The sequence below is a fragment of the Floridaenema aerugineum BLCC-F46 genome (genome assembly GCF_041929345.1).
GTDB lineage: Bacteria > Cyanobacteriota > Cyanobacteriia > Cyanobacteriales > Aerosakkonemataceae > Floridanema > Floridanema aerugineum.
Genome location: NZ_JBHFNQ010000271.1, coordinates 34,251 through 57,117 on the forward strand (window position 1 = coordinate 34,251; position 22,867 = coordinate 57,117).

Genomic DNA, 22,867 nt, shown 5'->3' on the forward strand with positions numbered 1-22,867 from the left:
GGATCGGGTGCATCGACTGATGAACAGAGACATTGATTTTTTCCCGGAACATTTTTTCGCTTGGTTACTTCATTTCGATCGATCCACCTTATCTGTCAAAGATAAGGAACTGTCTATTTTGAGCGCAAATGACCAAGATTGTGATATAGAAAATTGGGAGTTAGATGATTTAGACTTGCTGGAGTCAGAACTATTGAATAGCACGACAGACTGGGATTTTCCTGAAGCATCGCCTCAATCAACGGAAGTGGCAGATATTCCGGCAGTACGCGATCGGTTCCAAGCGCTGATCAAACGCCGGATTCAATTAGAGTTAGAAAATAATCCGCCTTTGTTTCCTTGGGAGACGGAGGATTGGGAATATGAAAATGACGAGGTTGCTTCACCTGTAGCCGCTGTGGGGGAAAATTTGTGGCTGACTCAAGTGGAAAAATTAGGAATACCAGTGTCTATTCCCCCAGAAATTTTACTCAAATTATTTCATCGATCGCAGTCTGTATTACAGTCTTCCCTCGCCCAAGAAGCTAAAATAGTCCGGGCGGTGGAGGCTTTATTTCCCAGTCATTCCCAGTTATTAAAGAACTTTGCCGACAAGATCGGCAATTTTTCCCAAAATTTAGCGTTTGTGGACTTTTCCCAGGTTAAATCTCAGTTTCCTCTCAGTTACGAAGCGGCGAAACAAAATGAACGCATGGTTTTATTGCTGCTTATAGCTAAACAAATTTTTGGCTTTCTGACTTTGGCTTTATCACCAACTAACAATTTAGTGGAACGCCAATGGTTATGTGAGTTGGGGATGCTGACTCTGCAAGCAGAATATAAGTTGGAAGCTCAGTTAATCAAGTCTATGCGGATTCAATGTTTATTTCCCTGTGGCGGTATTTTAAAATTGCAGGGAGGTCAAGCATCTGCTCAAACTGAACGACCCGATCCGGGTTATTTAAGTGTGGAATTGTTTGATTTAGCGCCTAACCAGAGTTATCCTCTAGAAGTTCAGTTCCACCACTTCGCTAATAATTCGTTAATTTTTGCTATTTGTCCGACAATCTAGCTATTAAAGATTTTAGATTGAAAGTGATTAGTAATGTAACATCTGTGGCTTGGCGATGCAACAACTGCGAAACAGTCCTTTTTTGAGCCAATTTCGACAACGGCTACAAGCGAAACCAAATCAAGAGGTTGAGGATTCGATCTGGTTAAGAATTTTGGTGCAATTGTTGGTAGCGATCGGAATTATTGCTACTGATGTGGCAGCTGAAACTAGTATTAGTTGGTGGGCTGTTCCTGTTAGTATATTTGGTGCTACTTGGAGTTGGTATCGTCGCAGACATAGTAACATTCCGGTGAAGTTTGGGATTGCGATCGGGATGTTGTTGGCTTTAGCTTCTTTTCTGTTGAATATCCAAGGTTCTTTGAATGATACGCGATTAATTTTGGCTGAACTGTTAATTCAATTGCAAGTTTTACACAGTTTTGATTTGCCCAGGCGTAAGGATTTAGGTTATTCGATGGTGATCGGTCTGATTTTATTGGGAGTAGCTGCTACTCTCAGTCAGACTATGACTTTTGCGCCTTTGTTGTTGTTGTTTTTGGCGATCGCTTTACCAGTTTTAGTCCTAGATTATCGCTCTAGATTAGGATTAAAGCCCACACCTATAAGTTGGCGAAAAAAAGAGACAATTGTTTTGCCTTTTTCGGTAAAACGGTTAAGTTTATTGTTATTGGTAGTTGTTGGTTTAGGTTTGACTATTTTCGCGTTTCTGCCGCGAGTTCCGGGTTATCAGTTGCGGACTTTTCCAGTAAGTGCTCCTATTGAGTTAACCGGAAATTTCGATCCGAGTAATATTAATAACCCTGCTTATAGCCGAGGAAGAAATCCGGGGCAAGGTAACGGTAGAGGTTTGGGGAGAAACCGCGAAAAAGGTGCGGGGGAATTAGATGATACTTTTTATTATGGGTTTAATAGTGTAATTAATCAGAATTTACGTGGCACAATGAAGCCGAAAACTGTGATGCGGGTGCGAAGTCAAGCGGAAGGTTTTTGGCGAGTAATGGCTTTTGATAAATACACGGGACAAGGTTGGGAAGTTTCCCGCAATAAACAAACTCAAACTATCGAGCGTCCGATTTGGTCTTTTCAATTTATTTTACCTATGATACCTACTTTAAATCAGACTCAGGAGGTGATTCAAAGTTATACGGTGGTGTCAGAAATGCCCAATATTATTCCGGCGCTTGCACAACCCAGGCAAGTCTATTTTCCCACGCAACAAATAGCAATAGATGCGGAAAGAAGTTTGCGATCGCCTGTGGGATTGAATGAAGGTTTGACTTATACGGTAATTTCTGATGTTTCCCTGCGCGATCGTACTGCTTTAAGTAAAGCTCCTACTAATTATCCGACAAATATCAAAAAATATTATCTCCAAGTTCCTGAAGCAATTAAGGAAAAGGTAAGAAAACGCACGGAAGAGATTTTAGCTAACCAAAATAAGGTGTCAAAATCTAACAAAGATATTACTTCTGTTTATGAGAAAGCGCTTTATTTAGCTCAATATCTCAAACAAAATCCTAACTACAAACTTGAAGGATTACCTCCATTTTTGCAGAAAAATGAAGACTTAGTGGAAGCATTTTTGTTTGGTTACAAAAACAGTCCGCCTAATAAAAAAATTACTGGAGGTTACGCCGACCACTTTACCACAGTTTATACAATAATGTTGCGTTCAATTGGCATTCCGGCGAGAGTAGCAGCAGGTTTTTCCCCCGGAACTTTCAATTATTTCACAGGTTTATACATTGTTAAAAATACCGATGCTCATTTGCTAACTGAGGTATATTTCCCGAATTATGGTTGGTTTGCTTTCGATCCTATACCCGGACATCCGTTAATTCCTCCTTCAGTTAATGAAAATCAAACTTTTAGTTTAATTGAGAGATTCTGGAAATGGATCGCAGGTTGGCTACCTTCGCCAGTTACGGGGTTTTTAAATACTGTTTTTGGGGCGATCGCAGCTGCTTTATTTGGTGCGATCGCTTGGTTTTTTGGTTTATTTGCTAAAGGTTGGATGGGTTTATTTTCTGGATTATTTACAACCATTGTGTTAGCCTTTGTAGCTTGGTTAGCTTGGCAAGGTTGGCAAATGTGGCGCTATCATTTATGGTTGCAGAAATTGCCACCAATGGAAAGTATTTATCAGCAAATGCTCAAATGGCTAAAAGAAAAAGGTTTACGTAAACATCCCGCACAAACACCTTTAGAATATGTCAATGCGGTAACTAAACATTGTCCTCCTGAACGTGCCGAAGCGATCGCAGAAATTTCTCAAGCTTACATTAGCTGGCGTTACGGTGGAGAAAACCCCAATCTTAAACGCCTGAGAAAGATATTAAAAGATTTGCAAAATTCGCCAAATAGGGGTAAAGGGTAAATCTCAAAAACCCGGTAACTTCTGCGAAACCGGGTTTTTTTGTAATTATCTAAAATTAATTAACCAACGTGAGTTAAATCTTGTTTATCAGAGGCAGAAGTAACATCTTCTACTTTAGGTGCAAACAGAAGATCTGCGGAATTAGTATCAACAGGAACCTCTGGATGTACAGTATAAGCTTCGGCAGTGGTAGCAGTGGTAGCATCAGCTTTATTTGCTAAACGTGCTTTATAAGACATTCCGGCAGCAAATAAGCCAGCCACAGCTGCGATTCCTGCACCTGCGATCGCCAACTTAGGTAATTTGTTAGCAACTAAAGTGTTTGGACTATCAGCATTTACTGCATTTGTACCCTTATTCTTGAAAAAAGCACAACCTCCAACTGCTTCGGAAGGAGCAATATTAGCCAACAAAATACCGCTGCTGATTGCTACTGTAGATAAAGCGGTTGCCAGAGGTAAATTTAGTTTCATAATTGCCAAGTGTGAAGAACAATTAATTAACTGTTTTAGCAGCACTTTCCAGCTAAGTCAAGGGGCAAGCAATTTTAGATTTTAGATTTTAGATTTTAGATTTTTCCACCTCAAATCTCAAATTTGTTGATATGCTAAAAGATGGTCTGATAATAAATCTACTTAAGAATTTAATTTACCTGCCAAGATGAGCAAAGTTAGTTTGAATTTAATCGCTATTTTAGTATTTGCGATGACACTTTCAGTTCTGCTGGGGCCTTGGCTACATATATCACCTTATGTGCCAGCGATTGCCACTGCGATCGTTTTAGGTTTTACCACCCTGGATACTTTCACTTGGCAAGGGCAAGGCGGAAATTTAATTATAGATTGGTTAGCTAGTACCTCACCTGAGCATCGCGCCCGGATTGTGCGCCATGAAGCTGGGCATTTTTTGGTAGCTACTTTGTTAGAAATTCCGATCGCAGGCTATTCCCTGAGTGCTTGGTCAGCCTTGAAACAAGGACATCCGGGACAAGGAGGAGTGAGATTTGCCGATCGAGAATTAGCAACTCAGTTAGAACAAGGCATTTTGTCCTCTAAAATTTTACATCGCTACGGCACTGTTTGGATGGCGGGAATTGCAGCGGAAATTTTAGTTTATGGTAATGCTTCAGGCGGCGCAGAAGACCGAGAAAAATTGGGAATTACTTTGGCGCAAATAGGTAATTTGGCATCAAATTATCCTCAGCAAGAACGTTACTATATTTTGCAAGCTCGTACTCTTTTGCAAAGTAATTGGGATGCTTATGAAGCTTTAGTAGCAGCGATGGAGAAAGGTGAATCTGTCGAGGTTTGTCAGCAAATTATTCCACAAAATCAATCTTCTTCTTGAGAAATGAAGCGATTACGTCCATCAGTCTTAGCTTTTAGTAAGTTTTGATCGGCGCGATCGAGTAAGCTAATTCCCTGCTCGTCGTCATCGGATCTGAGAGTAGCAACTCCAATACTAACTGTAATTTGCAGGGCTAAATTTTTGTCAATCATCAAGGGTTGATCGGCAATTAAGGTGTTAAGACGTTGGGCAACTAATTTAGCTTCTTGAAGTTTGGTATTGCTGAGGATAATTACGAATTCTTCACCACCGTAGCGAAATGGGGTATCCTGAAAACGCAGATTGTGTCGCAAGCGGGCACTGAGTAATTGTAAAACGCGATCGCCTACTAAGTGACCGTGAGTATCATTTACTGATTTGAAGTAATCTACATCTAAAATTAGTAAACTTAGAGGTGCACAACGAATACGAGCATTATCAATTTGTCGAGGTAATTCCCAGTCTAAGGCGCGACGATTATTTAGTTCTGTTAAGGGATCGGCAAGTGCGATCGCTGATAAATAATCATTACTCTGCATCAAATTACGGTAAATTTTTACTTGGCGCACTCCCGTTTGAATCTGAGAACAAAGCAACGAATTTTGTAGCCGCCACTGAGCTTCCGCAAGTCTACAATTGGATTGCTTTGGCGACAACCAGCAACAAGCATCCGCGCCTGCTTCTAACGCCGCTGCTCTCCATCCTGACTCCCAATTCCATCCTGGTAAAATTGCTTCCACAGCGTTTATTGGTTGATCTAATACTAAAATGCAATATATCCAAGCTAAATTGGAGCTTTGCTTCAGCAGGCGACAAACTTCTAAGCTAGTTGCCTGATTTGCTGGCAAAATCACCAAATCCGGTTTTTTTGCCCCAATTGAAGAGATTACTTCGTTGGCAGAAGCTATCACTTCAAAGCTACAGGTTGCTAAATCACGCAAGCGATCGAGAAGTGTGCCGTAAAATTCAACACTTCCAACTATCAAAATGGAAGTATTCATTTGGTGTAGAAATAAAAAGGAAATGTTATGTACAAATGAAATAACGTGACTTTCATAGGTATGGTAAGCCACTATGAATTTACCGCGCTAAGTAAAGTTATTTACACAGATGCTTTACGAGTATATCTAGATTTTGAATAGCCTTGTCTAGTTATACATTGAGAGTTCCCCGCTAAATTCATATTTTGTTGCATTGAAGCATAAATTTAAGCTATTAGCAACAAAACTGAGAAGCAGGCTGCCGACTTCCTATTGCTTATTAACTTTAACCCCCGATCATCTATTATCTTACTTCAATTTTCCTATGCCTTTGGTTAATTACTTATAGCAACGAACATATCGGTTAGGACATGATATTTTGATTTAAAGGGAACTCCTGAACTCCTGAACAGGAAAATAGAGAAATGTCCTCACAATTTTGGCGACTGCTATATAACCATGAGATCGGCTTTTTTACATCCGAAATCTTTGCATATTTTGGTTAAAAAGTTAAAAGTTTTATGTCGAACCAGAGGATTTTTAATACTTTGTAATCTATTTTAATTTAAGTAATGATTTGTTGAATTACTTATTCTAGATTTAGCCGATGGAATTAGCAATGACAATTGTAGATCAAAGCAATCAAGGTATATGCTTGCAGATTAAATATTTTAGTTGTTTTAACGGATATGCCAATGCCAGTGATTGATGGCTATCAGGTGATGAAACAAAGCTACGCTCAAAGAAAAAGTCGTATACTTATTGCCATTACTGCCAGTGCTTTTTAGGAAGATCGATCGCTCAACCCAAGGGCAGGCTGTGATAATTTTATCCGCCAACCATGCTGAGAAAATGTATTATTTGAAAAAATAGCCAAATATTTCCGAGTCAGCTATATATGTCACAAACCCACCGTCAAGCTACGCTGTGACGGGGGCTCATCAAGAGTCCAAGATGTGACCAGTTCACCTGAAAAACAGGTAGCCGTTATCCAGTTCATGACACCTACAGGTGCGTGCCAGCTTGAGCTTCTGTCGCTCAATTTTAAACAGGACTAAACGGGTTAATCCAGTGAATTGAGCTAAAGCAAGATTGGATAACTGAACGAGGCAAACTTTACCCCTTTTAGGGAGAACAAAATGTCTAATTTCCTATTCGTTTTCTGCTTAGATCAAAAATAAATATCACTGAAAAATCTGCCAAATGAATACCAACCAACCAACACCATATAAAGCCGATATTTTAGTTGTCGATGATAAACCAGATAACTTGCGGTTGCTATCTACCATGCTCTCAGAACAGGGATATAAAGTAAGAAAAGTCATTAGCGGTGAATTAGCACTCAAAGCTTGCCAAATCATGCCACCAGATTTGATTTTACTAGATATCAATATGCCCAACATGAATGGTTACATGGTATGCCAAGAATTGAAATCTAGGGCAGAAACTCAAGATATTCCAGTAATTTTTATTAGTGCGCTTGATGGTGTAGTAGATAAAGTAGAAGCTTTTTCTCATGGGGGAGCAGATTACATCACCAAACCTTTTGAAATTCAAGAAGTATTAGCCAGAGTCAAAAATCAACTAACTATTCGCCAATTACAAAAAACATTGCAACAACAAAATGATCTCTTGTCTCAAGAAATTAAAGAGCGCCAACGTGCAGAAGACGAACTGCAAAAAGTCAACAGAGAACTGCATCGCCTCGCTACTTTAGACGGTTTAACTCAAGTAGGTAATAGGCGTTTTTTTGATGAAAACTTTAACCTGGAATGGCGAAGACTGCAAAGAGAAAAAGCACCCTTATCTCTAATTCTTTGTGATGTTGATTATTTTAAACTCTTTAATGATACCTACGGACATTTAGCAGGAGATTTTTGTTTAAAACAAATAGCACAAACAATCAGCGATACCTTAAAGCGTCCTGCTGATTTAGTAGCGCGTTATGGGGGAGAAGAATTTGCGATTATTTTACCCAATACAACTATCGAAGGCGCAGTTTATCTGGCTGAATTAGTGCAGCAAAACATCAAACAATTAAAAATTGTTCACGGCAAATCTTCGGTTTCTGAATATGTCACTTTGAGTATGGGAGTTTCTTGCGTAATTCCGCAAGTAAATTTAGCCCCCAATCAACTAATTGATGTTACTGATGAAGCGCTTTATGCAGCCAAAGCTCAAGGGAGAAATTGCCTGGTGACGAAAATATTAGAAATTCCGGCAAAGAGTAGTAAAAATTAACCAACTAATTTTTTGCCACTAGTTGAATCTTCTACTCCCCTTGCCTTAGTTTGAGCATTAATTTTTTCATTCAGTTCTCGAATGCGGCGGGAAAGTAACCGAATAATATTAATAGCAATTCCTGGTGTTTCTTCAATAGCATCGTAGAGTTGTTGTTGGGTTAACATTAAACATTCACAGTTTGCTAAAGTGGAAACCGAAGCCGAACGAGGTTCAGCATCAAATAAAGACATTTCACCGAAGCAAGCACCAGGCCCTAGTTTAGCTAATTCTTGGTTGCCGATGTGAACTTTTACTTGACCAAGTACTACGATATAGAGCGATCGCCCTTCTTGACCTTGAGTAAAAATTGTATGTTTAGCTGGAAAAGATAACTCATCCATTACCGAAGCTAATCTCACAAGAAAATCATCCCGTAATTCTTGAAAGATCGGTACGTTTCTTACAAATAATAGTCTTTCAACACTGGTTAACATTGACTGCTAATTATTACTAATTATTTATTGCTGGAATAGGTAGTGGGTAGTGGGTAGTGGATAGTGGGTAGTAGGTAGATACCTATTAACTATTACCTAACTCTGTCATTAATTGTTGCACTTGAGCAGCTACCAAGCGATCGGGATCTTGTTGCAGCTTCGGAAGCAGTTCAGACAAAGAACGCGGGGAAGCTACTTTCAGGTAAGCAATTGTCGCTTCTCGCACAAAACCAGTGGGATGACGCAGACAAGCTAAAGTTGGTTCAGCCGTGAGATTCCAGCGCTCCCTAGAAGCTAAATGGAAACAACAAGCTAAAGACCAATCTGATAAAAAGCGCCTTAAAGATAGCAATCGCCTAATCCGATCGCGTGCCTCCAAAGGTTGATAAGCTATTATACCTGCCAGATTCCGCAATTTTTCTTCATCGGAATGTCTTTCCAAAAAAGTTAATAGCTCTCGTTTATTGAAGATATCAACAGTTTGGTCTAATATTTCTAACCCCCTTGCCATATCTGATGGGGAACCCGATCGTAAATTAAATGCTGCTGCTTGAATAGTATCTGGAGAATAAAGAAACTTCATTAACAGAAAACACCGTTGGGCCGCATCTGCCAAATCCCCTTCAAAAGCTTTAAGAATTAAATCTATTTCTTGAACTTCTAACTTTGCTGCCTTCAGGTCTACCATAGCAGCATAAATTTGACCGACGAACATTAATTCTTGACCAATTAATGTTTCTACACCACTCCGACCTAAGCGATCGAGAACAGCATCAATTCCGGTTTCTTGGGGTAATTTCAGCAGAATTTGCAGAATATGTCGGCGGGTATTTCCCCAAGCAGTCATCAAGTTAGCTACCAAGACATTTCGCGCTTCAAGCGTGCCAATCCTCCCCAACACATCCCAGGCATATCTTCTGATTAAATCTGGTTTTTGGATATTGGTGGCTAAACTCAGCACCATTGGAATCGCTTCCGAATCCAACCTTTCCAAAGCCCGAATTGCTGCTTCTCTAGTTGATTTATATTCCAAACCGCGCAGTAGGGCAGGATAATATTCTTCTAAATGGGTAGCTGCGATCGCTTCCAACAAAGCCCGCCTTACCCGCAAAGATTTATCCTGTAACAAACCCGGAATATTCACCCGCAGCGCTTGTAAATACAACGCATCTCCCAGTGCCCGACACCCCATCACCCGTTCTTCTTCTTCAGGATGAGTCAGCATTCGTCTCAATGCCGAAGTCGCCTCAGCCTTTTGCACCCCATTTCCCAACCTCAACAACAAAGCCGCAGCTGTTCCCCGCACCACCGGGTCAATTTCTGGCTCGAGATAAGATTTTAGCGCTCGTAAATCTGGGTTAGGTTCAGTCAACCAAATATAGCGCAACGCCAACGCCAACACTTCCGGCTGAAGATTTTTCGGGGTTGGGGGTTGGGGGTTGGGCGAATTTTGGGGGTTGGGGGTTGGGGGTTGGGGGTTGGGGAAAGAATTGGGGGTTAGGGGTTGGGGGTTGGGGGTTGGGGAATTGTCTTTTCCCCTATCCCCTAACACCCTACCCAGTTCCCCTTCTTCATCCCCTAACACCCTACCCAGTTCCCCAATTCTTTCCCTAACCCCTACACCCTGACCCCTAACACCTTCTCCTTCTTCACCAATCAGAGCTTTAACATGAGGTAAATAATTAGTATTAGGAGCGATTAGCATACTTTCCAGACTTTGGTATTGCAAAGCTGGCGGTAAAACTTTTAGTAATGGTGCTAGAACTTCCCCCACATTTTGCGGGTCAATTTGAGTCAGCAATTCAATACAGGAACGTTTATCTGCTTCCGATGTCGTCCCTTCTAAAGCTTCTACCACTGCTCGTTTAAGTATGCGTAAATCGACTTCTCCGACTCCGCTTAATTGTCCTCGTTGGGCGCTGAGAACTAGTAGGTCTAGGTAGCGCGATCGCAACAGCCAAACTATCAGCAACCACGAAAAAGAAAACAACACTATTCCTAAAACAATTAACCAACTTACCAGATTTACTTTAACGGTTTCTGAACTGTTATGACTCGCCCAATTTAACACCCAAATTACCGCTAAAATCCCAATTCCTGTCAACCCCGTTGCCACAGGTTCAGCAATACCCCGCGCTTTTGTCTCTATATTACCCCGCAAATTATCAGGAATTGGCTGAAACAAAACCGAAGCCGTACTAGCAACAAAAGTGTAGCGCAACAACTCATCAGCGAACTTTAAAACAATTAAACCAACAAATAATTGTACCAACCCCGTCAACGGCAATAAACCCAACATACTCAACACCGCCCCAGGTAACATCGCCGTGAGAAAAACCCCCATCCGTTCAATAACTCGGCTAGAAATAAACCATTGAGTAATCAGTTCAAAAATCCCCACAAACCCACTAAATAACCCCAAAAAGCTAGCAATTTGTTTAACATCAAACTTTAATTCCAACTGTGTTAAATACTGAAAATCAATTAACAACAACAGGATTTGGGAAATTATAAAAAACCCAAATAAATAAATCGCGTATTCCTGTAACGGCCCTTTCAACCGACGGTTAGTATAATCTGATTGCTCATCGTGCAAATCTCGATAAGGAGCATCAGGAAAAGCCTGTTTATAACGTTGGCTCAAATAAAATAATATTCCCGCACCCAGCACCAACATTCCTGCTGATACCAAAATTACATTATTTAAACCTACTAATTTCAGTAACAGAGGTAAAGAAAAACCACTCAATACATCTGCTACTAAAACACCACTACTAATTAAAGGAAAAGTGCGTTTAATTTCTCGAATATTAAATAATTGATTTGCCGTTAGTGAAGTAGTTAAATGATTAAGAGAATAACCCCCATCTACCCAAAGCGGTAACAAAAATATTGTCAGCCATCCTAAAGAATTAACTTCTAAACCTAAGCGAAACAGTAACAAGGGAATAGCTGAAATTAAACCAATTAAAACCACAAACCGCCGCAATGGTAAAATCCTTTGCATCCAGGTAGAAAGAATTCCCAAACCTGAACCCATCAGGGCACTAGCCATGTAAATCCAAGGCAACTTATTTGAGCCATACTGTTCTAAGAACAGAGCTACCGTCGTCGCCTCCAACCACAAAAGACCTACTGAAGTCGTGGTGTAAACAGCAAACATCAGCAAGGTGCGTTCGCTTTCTTCAGCACGAAGATTCAGCCCTTGTAGCAATATCCGCCACCATCCACGGTTATTAAACAACGGATTTTTCAGCGTCATCTGAATCTCCGAAATCGATACTGCACACCTGCCAATTCTAGCCACCCAGTAATAAAGGATTCATGGTTCACGATCGTTTCTTACCAAACCAATGAACAATGAACCATCAACAATTCATTATTACTGAATTGCTGCTCCTCATGGCAAAATTTTCCGGCAATGTCTAGTGTGACAAGTTTTGCCGACGATCGCACCACGATAATACGAGAGTATCACGACTTTCTTACTGATGAATGAACTACCCACCGTTATTACATTGAACGGTGGGTTTCTGTCGCTTCTTTTCCCAGATTTGCTTCCATCCTCCAGTCTCCTGTGGAACAGAAGTAGAGATCTCAGATCCACGATTAAATGCGCTGGTTCCCAACGCATACGACACCATTACAAGTGATGCAGCTACATCACGGTCGCACTCATAGCCGCACTGCGAGCATTTGTGAATCCGCTCAGACAAATCTTTCTTTTTCTGATGATGGCAGTTTGGACAAGTTTGCGATGGCTTAACAGTTAAGGTAGGAACTTTGACTAAAAAGCCTCCCGCTTCCTGCAATTTGTAATTGATGGCATCGGTAAGTTTTCCGATACCAACATCCAACATCGAACGGTTAAGACCAGTCTTTTGTCTCTTGCGTTTACTACCTTTTTTCGCTTTCCGGGTCATCCCCTTCAAATTGAGTTTTTCCGTTGCGACCATGCTATTACTGCTGACAATTTGTGAGGCAACTTTATGAACCCAATCTTGTCTTTGATTGGCTACCTTTGTATGCAGTTTGCCTACTTTTCTTGTAGCCTTCTTCCATCGCTTTGAACCTTTAACTTTTTTCTTAAAGTTAGGCGCTCTTTTGCGACGTTTCTGTTTAGATGCTTTGCGGATCTTCGACTGCGTTTTAGCTAAGAACTTCGGACTATCAATGATAGTTCCATCGCTCATGGCTATGGCATGATATACCCCGAAATCTACCCCAATTACACCGTCACCAGTTTCTCTGACTGGCGTGCATTCTACTGTTATGGATGCGTACCATTTTCCGTTACGGTAAACAATCGTGCAAGTGGTTGGAGTTCCCCAGGTTCTTGCCTTTCCCCGCATTTGAATTGACACTTTTAAGTCCCTTAACTCCAGATAGCCGTTATCCCCAGTGCTGTGAACTTTCCAGCCAGCTATATCGGGATAAGTCCATCCAGAATAGTGTCTAATTGACTTAAACTTTGGCTTGCCTCTCAATCCTTTAAGGAATGACTGGTAAGCTAAATCAACCCGTTTTAACGTGGCTTGTAAAGTGTGCGAACCAAGTTCTTTGTACTCCGGCCACACTTGTTTAAAAGCCGGGAGTGAGTTCTGTTGTTCTAAGTAATTAACTGAGCGACCAAACCTCTCATATTGGGTTTTTCGGTTGGCTATTCCAGCATTATAAAGGTCTTTATGCAAGCGTCTTGCATAAAGTAAATTCTTTAATGCTGCTGGTTTCGGATACAACCTAAATGTCACTCTTCTAATCACTATTAAATCACCCCTTTTTTGAGATAAATTATAATATTGAATACTAGCCAATGTCAAAAAATTAAAGAGTGCATGAATATTTTGGACTACCCACAAAATAATTGTTGGACTCCGTACCTCCGTCCAACCGCTATCCTTCCCCACCTTATAAGAAGGTGGGGAAGGATAGCGATTCGTTCAAAGGGGGGAGATCCAGGAGATCCTGGATCTCCTGGAGCAGTAAGGGTAAAAATTCTCCTTGTCCCCTTGTCCCCTTGTCCCCTTGTCCCCTTGTCCCCTTGTCCCTACTTCTTAGGGGCTAACAGTAACATCATGTTGCGTCCTTCTTTCTTGGGCGCTTGCTGCACTTCTCCTAATTCCTGCAAATCTGAAGCCATGCGGTTGAGTAAGTTTTCTGCCAAGTTGCTGTGTTGAATTTCTCGACCACGAAACATTACGGTGGCTTTGACTTTGTTTCCCTCATTTAAAAAGCGCTTGGCGTGAGCTATTCTCACGTTATAGTCGTGGTCGTCAATGTTGTAGTGCATTTTCACTTCTTTGACTTCCGCAGTGTGCTGCTTTTTCCGGGCTTCTCGCGCTTTTTTCTCTTGCTCGAACTTGAATTTGCCATAGTCCATGATGCGGCAAACCGGGGGGTCAGCTTTATCACTAACTAAAACTAGGTCTAGTTCTTTTTCATTTGCGATCGCCATAGCTTCTCTAGGAGTTATGATCCCTAGTTGAGCGCCATCGGTGTCGATTACTCGAATTTTGGGAAATCTAATCCGTTCGTTGATTTGAGGTTGATTATTTGTGCGTTTTGTTTCGATTACTGTCATTTAGTTGGGTATAAAGTTAATTAACAACTCAATTGAGCCTACAAGCCGCAGTTATTGGGATTACAGACAACATCAACGGCTGAACTTTAAGGTCAAAGCACGAAACCACCACAATTGTCTACCAGCTTGTCTTTCGATTCTACTGGGCTGAGTTTTTTTCGGCTCATTCTTAATTTTATTTTCCATTTGCCAGTTTTGTCTGCTGCCAACCCCCAGTACCCAATCCCCAGCCCTCAGCTAATACACGAAACAAAGACTACAATGAGAGTCGAAGGTTAGTTTTGTAAATATTTTTAAAGCAGAGGTTAGTGTGACAATTTCCCTGCATTGGCAGCAACGAATTGGAAGTCAGAGGGACTGGGTTTGGCGGGGTTGGCAAACTCGCTACACTTATATTCGTACTCCTCAGTCGGCGGCTAATGCTAATGCTACGCCATTAATTTTGTTGCACGGTTTTGGGACTTCGATCGGACATTGGCGGCAAAATTTAAATGTATTTAGTCAGGTACATCCAGTTTATGCTCTGGATATGTTGGGTTTTGGGGCTTCGGAAAAAGCGGCTGCACGCTACAATGTGAGGCTTTGGGTGGAGCAAGTTTATGATTTTTGGCAAACTTTTATCCGCCAGCCTGTGGTTTTAGTGGGTAATTCGATCGGTTCTTTGGTAGCTTTAACCGCAGCTGCTACCTATCCAGAGATGGTGGCTGGGGTGGTAATGATGAGTTTACCAGATCCTTCTTTGGAAGAGGAGATGATTCCGCAGCAATTGCGATCGCTAGTAGCCACCATCAAAAACTTAGTACTATCCCCACTACTCCTGAAAACCCTCTTCTATTGGGTCAGACATCCCCAACGAGTTAAAAGTTGGGCGGGACTAGCATATTCTAACCCAGAAGCCGTCACCGATGAACTAGTAGACATTCTCACCGGACCTGCCCAAGACCAAGGTTCAGTACAAGCTTTTTGCGCTATCCTCAAAGCTATGACCACTTCGGGATTTAACCCCAGTGTCAAATCTTTGCTTCCCGGTTTAAACATTCCCCTGTTGCTATTGTGGGGCGCACAAGACAAGATGGTTCCCAAAAAATTAGCACAGCAGTTCACTCAATTCAATCCCAATTTACAGGTAATTGAAATCGAAAATGCTGGACATTGCCCCCATGATGAAAGCCCAGAGCAGGTTAACCAAATTATCCTAGACTGGATTGATTCATGGCAGACAGCCACAAATCAATTCCCTGTGACACCTCAGCAATTAGTAGTTAAACCCGCTTAGGCATTCCTCATCTTTGATCGGAAAGAACCGAAAAATGCTTAACCAACTTTAACTTCGTCGGTGTTTACAGAGGTAGCACCACTAATACCACCAGCAATTGATACCATTTTGTCTAGAACATCTTGACTGGGAACCGATCCTTTCAAAACTACAGTTCCACCAGTCTGAGCTACCCAAAGATTATTGATATCATCTAGGCTAGGATCTTCATCGAAAGCTAGGGCAACTCTTTTGGCTAAACCGCTTTGGTCGTACTCCCCATTCAATCCTACCCGTTCTGGGGCAATACCATCCTCAGTCGGTGCTGGGTTTGTCTGAGCATCGGCAGGTTTCCCGAATCCAAATAGTCGCTGTAACCAACCCATTGGGATTTTCCTCCAATAGCATTTAACATCAACAATACTAAATTAAACAATTTTTGGCTTTTTGCGGCATGATTCGCCAGAAGGATTTATATATTTCACTTTTTCTGCTTCCACTCTCACACTGGATTCCGTTTACTCGGATGTGGTATTATAAAACATCACATTGTTAGGATAGCGAGGAAGCAAATCCTGAAGCTTGAGCCATTTGAGTCGGTCGTCTGCGAACAGGTGTAACTGGGTTCGACTAGTTCTGGATTGTCTAGGGTTGCGATCGTAATTTCAAGATATTCCGATTTCGATTCTCGATGTCGGTAGAATAGCAGCGAAGCACAAACCAGACAGAAACAACGAAAGCCTTGTTCGGAAGAGGCATAATCTACTCCCTTGGGTTGGTAGCTGGCAGAATCAATAAAAGAAGCTTAAGTAATTTTTTTAGCCCAACAATGCCAGTAATATAGTAATTATTACTAAAGATGCTTTTGCAATGTTTGGGTCAGCAGAAAGGTCGGTGTTACTAGAAGTGCATCGTGCTGTCCGCAGCAAAAGCTGTTTGCACTGAAGGATTTGTTACGGACAATGAAACACACACTTTCTGTTTTAGTCGAAGATGAAGCCGGGGTATTATCTCGGATTGCAGGTTTATTCGCCCGCCGGGGTTTTAATATTGAAAGTCTGGCTGTGGGTCCTGCCGAACAAATGGGCATTTCCCGGATTACGATGGTAGTGCCAGGGGACGATCGAATAATTGAACAGCTAACTAAGCAACTCTACAAGTTAATCAATGTCCTGAAAGTTCAGAATGTGACTGAGATTCCTTGTGTAGAGCGCGAATTGATGCTAATGAAGGTTAATGCTACTGCTAGCACTCGTTCGGAAGTGATTGAGTTGGCGCAAATTTTCCGGGCGCGTGTTGTGGATGTGTCAGAAGATTCGTTAACTATTGAAGTGGTGGGCGATCCTGGTAAAATGGTGGCGATCGTCCAAGTGCTACAAAAATTCGGAATTAGGGAAATTGCCCGTACTGGTAAGATTTCTCTGACTCGTGAATCTGGCGTTAATACCGAATTCCTCAAGTCTTTGGAAGCAAAACTAGCCTAATAATTTATGTACGTTGTTGCGCTTTAGCGCTCTTAATTATGTACGTTGTTGCGCTTTAGCGCTCTTAATTATGTACGTTGTTGCGCTTTAGCGCTCTTAATTATGTACGTTGTTGCGCTTTAGCGCTCTGATTACCACTCTCGGTAACAGCGAAGACAGCGCAACAACGTACCTAATCCATCAGTAGGACTAATTTACTTGTAACTGAGCCGGATTCTAACAACCGATGAGCAGCAGCAGCTTCGGCTAAGGGAAAGGTTTGACTAACATGAATTTTTAGCTGACCTTGCTCTATTAACCGGGCTGATTGGGTTAAAATTTTGGCTTGATGTCGCTGATCTTCAACTAAGCCTTGCAGCATTGGTGTCAGCATTAATTCTAAGCTGATTCGCAGATTGCGTAATCTGGCAGTTTTTAAGTTTCCCAATGTGGCATCGGGTTCTAAAATGGTGACGAGATCTCCGTAAACTTTGACTGCTGGAACGGTTTTAAAGAAGGTTTCGCCGCCAACTGTGTCAAAGGCGAGATCTACTCCTTCTCCTTCTGTCCAATCTAATACTGCTTGGACAAAATCGGTTTGTTTGTAAAAGATTACTTGATCTGCGCCTAGTTGTCGAACAAAATCGGCTTTTTCTTGGTTGCTAACGGTGGTGCAAACTTCTGCACCTTGTAATTTTGCTAGTTGTATTGCTACGTGCCCAACTCCACCTGCACCTGCATGAATTAAAACTTTTCTTCCGGCTTCTAAGCGGGCGCGATCGTACAATGATTCCCAAGCTGTAATAATCACTAAAGGTGCGGCGGCTGCTTCGGCAAAACTCAGGTTTTTCGGTTTATAAGCAACGAATTTCTCATCGACAACTATTTTTTCGGCGTAGTTCCCTTGTTTTGTTCCTAATCCGCCACAACAAAAGTATACCTCATCCCCAACTCGGAATTTATGCACGCCACTACCGACTGCTTCAACTACTCCTGCACCGTCACATCCTAAAATAGCAGGCATTTGGTCTGGGTAAAAGGTTCCTCGTTTCCGCAGTTTGGTGTCAATGGGGTTGACTCCGGCGGCGTGGAGTCGGACGAGGATTTCTGTTTCTTTTTCAATTTTAGGGTCTGGGAGTTCCTGAAGTTGCAGGACTTCTGGATCTCCTGCTGCTGTCATTAGTACTGCTTTCACGGCTTTTTTTGCAAGAGTTTATTCAACCAGAATTAGATTTTACTAATTAAACCGCAAAGAACGCAAAGGGCGCGAAGGAAGAGAGAGGAGAGAGAATAATGAGTTGGAGTAAACTTTATTTCACTTTAAAGGCAGAAATATGTTTCCAATGTTTTTAGTTTTTTCTCTCCTATTTGGCAACGTAATTTTGTTAAGGGTCTAAAGCTTTTCCATGTTTCGCTGCGATTCTCAACTATCGCTTTGGCGGCTTGTTCGGGATCTATTTGTCGGAAACTAGGATTAACGCTTTTGATATAGTCGAGCATTTCAGCTATAGTTTTTTCGGAAGCAGTTAAAATATTAACTTCAAATCGTTGCTTTGCTTCAACTTCTATTTGCTTGCGTCGCTGTTCGTCTGCTAAAATGCACCAAACAAAATCAAGCTTTGCTTTTTGAGCAGCTTCTAAAACATCAGCATTTAGGAGTACTTCATACTCATCTTCATCTACCTCTTCAACAATTAGCGGCAAGTAGTTTCGTCCATTTGCTTTTAGTTTTTCTGCAATTGCTTCTACCAATGCGGGATGAGACTTCTGCTCATTTTCTCTTAGCTTTATTTGTTGGCAAGGAATACGAATATACGAGCCAATATCGCTAAATTCTTCCATTTATAAGACTCCTGGGTTAACTATCTACCAAGTTATTACTGAAAAATATCTCTTTGGTAAGGTCTATGTAAAGTTTAGTAATCGGAGATTTGGGTCTGTAAAATACTACAGGCTTCCGAGCAAACTTTGATATGGGAACCATATCATACCGCCTTAATTTCGTTTGGTAAACTTTGATGTGTACTTGTTCCATCAAATTTTGGTCAATTTGTTTCTCTAGAACAGTACCTACATCTGAACAATTACTAAAAACTAAGCCTAGTATTCTTGGCCCTATATCCTCCATAAAGGATTTTTTGCTTACAGATGCTTTACGTGCAGTACGAATTTTATCTGGAATTACTTTTTGACTAATCTCTGAGACATGACGTAGCGTTTCTGGATCGTAGTCTGCTGGTATTATGACTCCATCAGCTGCGAAAAGTGAGCAAGCTGTAAGCATATCCGTTTTAGGAGAAGTATCGATAAATATATAATCATATTGCCGAGAAACAAGAGATAAAAGGCTTTTTAGTGCTGTTTGCTTTTTAACCATTTGGTAGCCTTTATCGCTCTGTACTTCACCAAAGTACTCAAGTGTATTTTTTTCACCAGGTAATAGAGAAATAGAATAATCTTTATCATTAGAAATTGAAAATTTTTGAACTTGTATTAGTTCGCTCAAAAGTTTTAATGCCTCTTCCTCCTCTTTCTGTTGTATTTTGTCAAAGCAGCCGAATATTTTATTTTTAAATTGTTCTGGTTCAAAACCTAAACTTCTAGTTAAATCTACTTGAGGATCGAAATCAACAACTAAAACACGCTTCCCCTTTGCGGAAAGAACAGCAGCAATATTAATAGTGTTGGTTGTTTTAGCTACTCCACCCTTACGATTCCATATACTAACTACAAAGGCTCGCTGAGGACTTTTCAAATAGTATTGCAACTGATTAATCAATCTAGGTAAAGATTCTGCTGTTACTTTTTGAATGTCTGTTAATGGCAGAATCAAGCCATCAACTCGGCGGAAAAGTTGGAAAAAATCTCCATTAAACACTAAACCGTATTTGGCAGGTGTGGCACTCAAATATTGCTTTATACCATTCTCACCTGTTTCTTCATAACCAACAGCTGCCTTGTACAAGGCATTTGTTTTGCACTTTTCAATAAATTCTGTATCGGAACTGTTTGCCAAAACAGGTGTTCTTTTCTTAGTTTCAACGACTAATAAAGGTTTAGAGGAGTCGTCATATAATATATAGTCTGGAATTAACCCTTGACCAATATTGGTTCCTACGGCATATTCAAATCCCAGATATTCCCAGATAAAATTGGTGAATTGAGCATTTAACTGTGCTTCAAGCGCTTTGGGTTGCAAGTTTGACCATTTGTTGACTAGATCGTTAATTTGCATTGATAATTGTCCTTTTACGGATACGGTTGTCATGTCTTAGTGTTGCAGAGAGTTGTTAATCACCTAAGCGATCGCCCTACCTTGACAAAGAATGAAAAATGGCTCTTTTACTCAGAGTACCCGCAGCGACAGTATTTTTCACTGTATACTCAATAACAAAAGCGATCGCACCTCTACAAGTCAGCGCGATCGCCATATCTAATTCCCATCTTTACCTACTTCTGGACTTCCAATTCTGGTGGATCTTCTAAAATCATGGCGATTTCTAATAATTCCCAACACTTGTAAACTTCGCCAGTCTCAGGATTCACAGGACGAATTACCCGGCGATATGCTTCTAAGGTATCGACCATCAGTTTATTGCCATTTCCTAATTCCACATCGTTGAGTCTGGTTTTGCCAACGCCTGTGAGATCCGCGAGTTCATCCAACGTCAAGCCTTTCTGTTCACGCGCATTCTTTAAAATTAGCCCAACTTTGACCATTCCTACTTTGTCAAATCTAGCTATCGGTTGGCTTCTTTTGCTTTGACGGGGCATAACCACCAGATACAAGCCTCGTAATTCTTCAATCCTTTGACATTATCAGCATTCTAACGCAGTAGCTAGTCTATTTTATGATTTGTTCGACATTGTGGATATTGACAAAATCCACAATAGAGGATAGTGTATTTATATAAAATTTTAGCAGCACTTTTCAGAGATATGACAGCTTTATTTAAGCGCATCAAACCCGCCGAAAGATTCCGTATTAGTAAAAGAGAAATTGCTAAGTTTTTGGGGATTGCTGAGTCGCTGATTAAAGAAGTGAAAAACTGGCTTTACGTGATTTTCGTTCATCGCTTAGATAAAGGCGGACAATTTATCAGCTATCGCAAGGTAGAAAGGTGGCGCAATGCTGTTGCTTGTCAGATTCAAAAATGTGTGAGTTTGGAGGAATTGCAGCAGTTGGCAAATGCAATTCGTAGAGATTGGAAAAAGCATAAGAAACAATACGACGATGTGGTATTGCGATTTATAGAAAAAATCTGGGATCAACGCAGGAGAGTTATTGTGCAAGATTTAAATCAAGAATGCAGTCTAGCCAGTTTACCTGCATTATAATGTAAATTATATTGAAGCTTCCTGTTTCAAATCAGCTTAAATACCACAAAATAAAGATATTAAAATCCGCCAAAAGATAGAAATAATTTAAGTTATTTACCTAACAATATTGCTGTTTATTTTAATTTTTGTTTAAAAGTGTATGGTTATAAAAATAATTTAGTTAACCTGTTTTATTAAGAGATTAAATTTAGTAATAGGGCAAAGAATGCAGAGTCAGGAGAGAGAAGTGAACAACTTCTTTAAATCCTGACTCGGATATTTGCAGAAAAACTTTTCTCTTTGAATCACAGATTTAACAGACTCATCCAATCAGAGAAAAAATATGGTTGTTGAAAACAGAGTTGCTAAACCGAGTCTTTCCTACGTTATTCTAATTTCTGTTGTGGCTGCGATCGGGGGTTTCCTTTTTGGATTTGACACAGCAGTTATTAACGGTGCAGTTGCAGCGATACAAGGTGGTTTTGGTGCTACTAGTACCCAAATTGGTTTTGCGGTTTCTTCGGCGTTGTTAGGTTCAGCGGTGGGTGCTTTTTTTGCCGGACAATTTGCCGATCGCTACGGTAGAGTCAAGTCAATGATGGTAGCTTCGGGGTTGTTTTTGATTAGTGCGATCGGTTCCGGGTTAGCTTCTGGCATCATTGATTTTAGTGTTTGGCGTTTGTTGGGTGGTGTAGCAGTTGGCGCAGCGAGTGTGATTGCACCAGCTTACATCGCGGAAGTTGCACCCGCCCATTTGCGGGGAAGATTGGGTTCTCTGCAACAATTAGCAATTGTAGTGGGAATTTTTGTCGCCCTAGTGTGCGATTATTTTATTGCAGTTGCCGCAGGTTCAGCAGCATCACCTTTTTGGTTTGGGGTAACAGCTTGGCGGTGGATGTTTTGGACAGAAGTTCCTCCTGCTTTACTTTATGGTATTGGCGCATTCTTAATTCCTGAATCACCTCGTTATTTAGTAGCGCAGGGAAACGAAACCCAAGCGGCGAGGGTATTAGCAAAAGTTGAAGGTGGCGATGTAGAGAGAAAAGTTGCAGATATTCGCCTAACAGTAATTAGGGAACGTAAACCTAGATTATCCGATCTTTTGAGTAGAAGTGGTGGTTTGTTAGCGATCGTTTGGATTGGAATTGGACTTTCTATCTTCCAACAATTTGTGGGAATTAATGTGATCTTTTACTACAGTAGTGTATTGTGGCGTTCTGTGGGATTTTCGGAAGCAGATTCTCTTTGGATTACAGTAATTACCAGCGTGACTAACATTGTGACTACTTTAATTGCGATCGCATTTGTTGATAAATTCGGACGCAAACCCCTACTTTTGTTAGGTTCAGTGGGAATGTTTCTCACTTTAGGAACAATGGCAACAGTTTTTGCTAACGCACCCTTAGATGCAGCTGGTAATCCCAATTTAGTCGGAACTTCTGGGTTAGTTGCTTTACTAGCAGCTAATCTTTATGTATTTTGTTTCGGTTTTTCTTGGGGTCCGATTGTTTGGGTGTTGTTGGGAGAAATGTTTAATAATAAAATTCGCGGTGCAGCACTTTCTGTCGCAGCAGCGATGCAATGGATTGCTAATTTCATGGTCTCCACAACATTCCCTGTGATTTTGAAAAATTTCGGTTTAGGTTCTGCTTATGGACTTTATACGATCGCCGCAGCCATTTCTTTCTTCTTTGTTTTCATGTTAGTCAGAGAAACCAAAGGCAAACAGTTAGAAGAAATGTAGCTATCCCTTCTAAAACGCTAAAATCTAAAATGTAATTCCCCCAAAAACCG

Annotated in this window: 19 protein-coding genes; 8 read left to right on the top strand and 11 right to left on the bottom strand. The window is 40.9% G+C overall.

Annotated features, from left to right (window positions below):
* Positions 1-19: 19 nt before the first annotated feature.
* Positions 20-1,051, top strand: coding sequence for a hypothetical protein (locus ACE1CC_RS36420; RefSeq protein ID WP_413275320.1), 1,032 nt, complete (start codon positions 20-22; stop codon positions 1,049-1,051).
* Positions 1,052-1,106: 55 nt separating this feature from the next.
* The gene (locus tag ACE1CC_RS36425; RefSeq protein ID WP_413275321.1) at positions 1,107-3,431 is read left to right on the top strand and encodes a transglutaminaseTgpA domain-containing protein; all 2,325 of its coding nucleotides are present in this window, start codon (positions 1,107-1,109) and stop codon (positions 3,429-3,431) included.
* 59 nt (positions 3,432-3,490) lie between these two features.
* Here the strand turns inward: ACE1CC_RS36425 and ACE1CC_RS36430 are convergent, their stop codons facing one another.
* The gene (locus ACE1CC_RS36430) at positions 3,491-3,904 is read right to left on the bottom strand and encodes a hypothetical protein (RefSeq protein ID WP_413275322.1); all 414 of its coding nucleotides are present in this window, start codon (positions 3,902-3,904) and stop codon (positions 3,491-3,493) included.
* Between the two features lie 187 nt (positions 3,905-4,091).
* Between ACE1CC_RS36430 and ACE1CC_RS36435 the strand changes: the two genes are divergently transcribed.
* Positions 4,092-4,778: an ATP-dependent Zn protease gene (locus ACE1CC_RS36435; RefSeq protein WP_413275323.1), complete on the top strand. Its 687-nt coding sequence runs from the start codon at positions 4,092-4,094 to the stop codon at positions 4,776-4,778.
* Here ACE1CC_RS36435 and ACE1CC_RS36440 read toward each other — a convergent pair.
* Entirely contained in the window at positions 4,763-5,758 is a 996-nt protein-coding gene (locus ACE1CC_RS36440; RefSeq protein WP_413275324.1) for a GGDEF domain-containing protein, read from the bottom strand. The genes ACE1CC_RS36435 and ACE1CC_RS36440 overlap by 16 nt on opposite strands.
* A gap of 1,182 nt (positions 5,759-6,940) precedes the next feature.
* Here ACE1CC_RS36440 and ACE1CC_RS36445 point away from each other — a divergent pair.
* Positions 6,941-7,978, top strand: a complete 1,038-nt coding sequence (locus ACE1CC_RS36445) for a diguanylate cyclase domain-containing protein (RefSeq protein ID WP_413275325.1) — start codon at positions 6,941-6,943, stop codon at positions 7,976-7,978.
* Here ACE1CC_RS36445 and ACE1CC_RS36450 read toward each other — a convergent pair.
* The 4 genes from ACE1CC_RS36450 to infC form a co-directional block, all read right to left on the bottom strand.
* Positions 7,975-8,454 (bottom strand): Crp/Fnr family transcriptional regulator, encoded by a 480-nt coding sequence (locus ACE1CC_RS36450; RefSeq protein WP_413275326.1) that lies wholly within the window; start codon positions 8,452-8,454, stop codon positions 7,975-7,977. The genes ACE1CC_RS36445 and ACE1CC_RS36450 overlap by 4 nt on opposite strands.
* Before the next feature lie 85 nt (positions 8,455-8,539).
* Positions 8,540-11,716 (bottom strand): MFS transporter, encoded by a 3,177-nt coding sequence (locus tag ACE1CC_RS36455; RefSeq protein ID WP_413275327.1) that lies wholly within the window; start codon positions 11,714-11,716, stop codon positions 8,540-8,542.
* Between the two features lie 238 nt (positions 11,717-11,954).
* A complete protein-coding gene (locus ACE1CC_RS36460; protein ID WP_459563966.1) occupies positions 11,955-13,220 on the bottom strand; it encodes an RNA-guided endonuclease InsQ/TnpB family protein in 1,266 nt (421 codons plus the stop codon).
* A 281-nt stretch (positions 13,221-13,501) separates the two neighbouring features.
* Positions 13,502-14,035 (bottom strand): translation initiation factor IF-3, encoded by a 534-nt coding sequence (infC, locus tag ACE1CC_RS36465; RefSeq protein ID WP_413266108.1) that lies wholly within the window; start codon positions 14,033-14,035, stop codon positions 13,502-13,504.
* A 310-nt stretch (positions 14,036-14,345) separates the two neighbouring features.
* On the opposite strand from infC, the gene ACE1CC_RS36470 reads away from it, so the two are divergent.
* Positions 14,346-15,311 carry an alpha/beta fold hydrolase gene (locus ACE1CC_RS36470; protein ID WP_413275329.1) on the top strand — a complete coding sequence of 322 codons (966 nt, stop codon included), beginning with the start codon at positions 14,346-14,348 and terminating at the stop codon, positions 15,309-15,311.
* 38 nt (positions 15,312-15,349) lie between these two features.
* Here ACE1CC_RS36470 and ACE1CC_RS36475 read toward each other — a convergent pair whose 3' ends face one another.
* The gene (locus ACE1CC_RS36475; RefSeq protein ID WP_413275330.1) at positions 15,350-15,676 is read right to left on the bottom strand and encodes a BON domain-containing protein; all 327 of its coding nucleotides are present in this window, start codon (positions 15,674-15,676) and stop codon (positions 15,350-15,352) included.
* A gap of 576 nt (positions 15,677-16,252) precedes the next feature.
* On the opposite strand from ACE1CC_RS36475, the gene ilvN reads away from it, so the two are divergent.
* Positions 16,253-16,774 (top strand): acetolactate synthase small subunit, encoded by a 522-nt coding sequence (ilvN, locus tag ACE1CC_RS36480; protein WP_413275331.1) that lies wholly within the window; start codon positions 16,253-16,255, stop codon positions 16,772-16,774.
* Between the two features lie 172 nt (positions 16,775-16,946).
* Here the strand turns inward: ilvN and ACE1CC_RS36485 are convergent, their stop codons facing one another.
* The 4 genes from ACE1CC_RS36485 to ACE1CC_RS36500 form a co-directional block, all read right to left on the bottom strand.
* Positions 16,947-17,948 carry a zinc-dependent alcohol dehydrogenase family protein gene (locus tag ACE1CC_RS36485; RefSeq protein ID WP_413275332.1) on the bottom strand — a complete coding sequence of 334 codons (1,002 nt, stop codon included), beginning with the start codon at positions 17,946-17,948 and terminating at the stop codon, positions 16,947-16,949.
* 125 nt (positions 17,949-18,073) lie between these two features.
* Complete coding sequence (locus ACE1CC_RS36490; protein ID WP_413275333.1) at positions 18,074-18,595, bottom strand: hypothetical protein; 522 nt, start codon at positions 18,593-18,595, stop codon at positions 18,074-18,076.
* 16 nt (positions 18,596-18,611) lie between these two features.
* Positions 18,612-19,988, bottom strand: a complete 1,377-nt coding sequence (locus tag ACE1CC_RS36495) for an AAA family ATPase (protein ID WP_413275334.1) — start codon at positions 19,986-19,988, stop codon at positions 18,612-18,614.
* Between the two features lie 215 nt (positions 19,989-20,203).
* Positions 20,204-20,527, bottom strand: coding sequence for a helix-turn-helix domain-containing protein (locus ACE1CC_RS36500; protein WP_413275335.1), 324 nt, complete (start codon positions 20,525-20,527; stop codon positions 20,204-20,206).
* A gap of 165 nt (positions 20,528-20,692) precedes the next feature.
* Between ACE1CC_RS36500 and ACE1CC_RS36505 the strand changes: the two genes are divergently transcribed.
* Complete coding sequence (locus tag ACE1CC_RS36505; RefSeq protein WP_413275336.1) at positions 20,693-21,091, top strand: hypothetical protein; 399 nt, start codon at positions 20,693-20,695, stop codon at positions 21,089-21,091.
* A 325-nt stretch (positions 21,092-21,416) separates the two neighbouring features.
* Positions 21,417-22,817 (top strand): sugar porter family MFS transporter, encoded by a 1,401-nt coding sequence (locus tag ACE1CC_RS36510; RefSeq protein WP_413275337.1) that lies wholly within the window; start codon positions 21,417-21,419, stop codon positions 22,815-22,817.
* The last annotated feature ends 50 nt before the right edge of the window (positions 22,818-22,867 follow it).

What these genes read in the sequence shown, in the direction of transcription:
- ACE1CC_RS36495 (WP_413275334.1), bottom strand. Translation starts at nt 19,988, where the DNA reads ATGCAAATTAACGATCTAGTCAACAAATGGTCAAACTTGCAACCCAAA.
- ACE1CC_RS36435 (WP_413275323.1), top strand. Translation starts at nt 4,092, where the DNA reads ATGAGCAAAGTTAGTTTGAATTTAATCGCTATTTTAGTATTTGCGATG.
- ACE1CC_RS36510 (WP_413275337.1), top strand. Translation starts at nt 21,417, where the DNA reads ATGGTTGTTGAAAACAGAGTTGCTAAACCGAGTCTTTCCTACGTTATT.
- ilvN (WP_413275331.1), top strand. Translation starts at nt 16,253, where the DNA reads ATGAAACACACACTTTCTGTTTTAGTCGAAGATGAAGCCGGGGTATTA.
- ACE1CC_RS36445 (WP_413275325.1), top strand. Translation starts at nt 6,941, where the DNA reads ATGAATACCAACCAACCAACACCATATAAAGCCGATATTTTAGTTGTC.
- ACE1CC_RS36425 (WP_413275321.1), top strand. Translation starts at nt 1,107, where the DNA reads ATGCAACAACTGCGAAACAGTCCTTTTTTGAGCCAATTTCGACAACGG.
- infC (WP_413266108.1), bottom strand. Translation starts at nt 14,035, where the DNA reads ATGACAGTAATCGAAACAAAACGCACAAATAATCAACCTCAAATCAAC.
- ACE1CC_RS36450 (WP_413275326.1), bottom strand. Translation starts at nt 8,454, where the DNA reads ATGTTAACCAGTGTTGAAAGACTATTATTTGTAAGAAACGTACCGATC.
- ACE1CC_RS36475 (WP_413275330.1), bottom strand. Translation starts at nt 15,676, where the DNA reads ATGGGTTGGTTACAGCGACTATTTGGATTCGGGAAACCTGCCGATGCT.
- ACE1CC_RS36455 (WP_413275327.1), bottom strand. Translation starts at nt 11,716, where the DNA reads ATGACGCTGAAAAATCCGTTGTTTAATAACCGTGGATGGTGGCGGATA.
- ACE1CC_RS36440 (WP_413275324.1), bottom strand. Translation starts at nt 5,758, where the DNA reads ATGAATACTTCCATTTTGATAGTTGGAAGTGTTGAATTTTACGGCACA.
- ACE1CC_RS36500 (WP_413275335.1), bottom strand. Translation starts at nt 20,527, where the DNA reads ATGCCCCGTCAAAGCAAAAGAAGCCAACCGATAGCTAGATTTGACAAA.
- ACE1CC_RS36505 (WP_413275336.1), top strand. Translation starts at nt 20,693, where the DNA reads ATGACAGCTTTATTTAAGCGCATCAAACCCGCCGAAAGATTCCGTATT.
- ACE1CC_RS36420 (WP_413275320.1), top strand. Translation starts at nt 20, where the DNA reads ATGAACAGAGACATTGATTTTTTCCCGGAACATTTTTTCGCTTGGTTA.
- ACE1CC_RS36430 (WP_413275322.1), bottom strand. Translation starts at nt 3,904, where the DNA reads ATGAAACTAAATTTACCTCTGGCAACCGCTTTATCTACAGTAGCAATC.
- ACE1CC_RS36490 (WP_413275333.1), bottom strand. Translation starts at nt 18,595, where the DNA reads ATGGAAGAATTTAGCGATATTGGCTCGTATATTCGTATTCCTTGCCAA.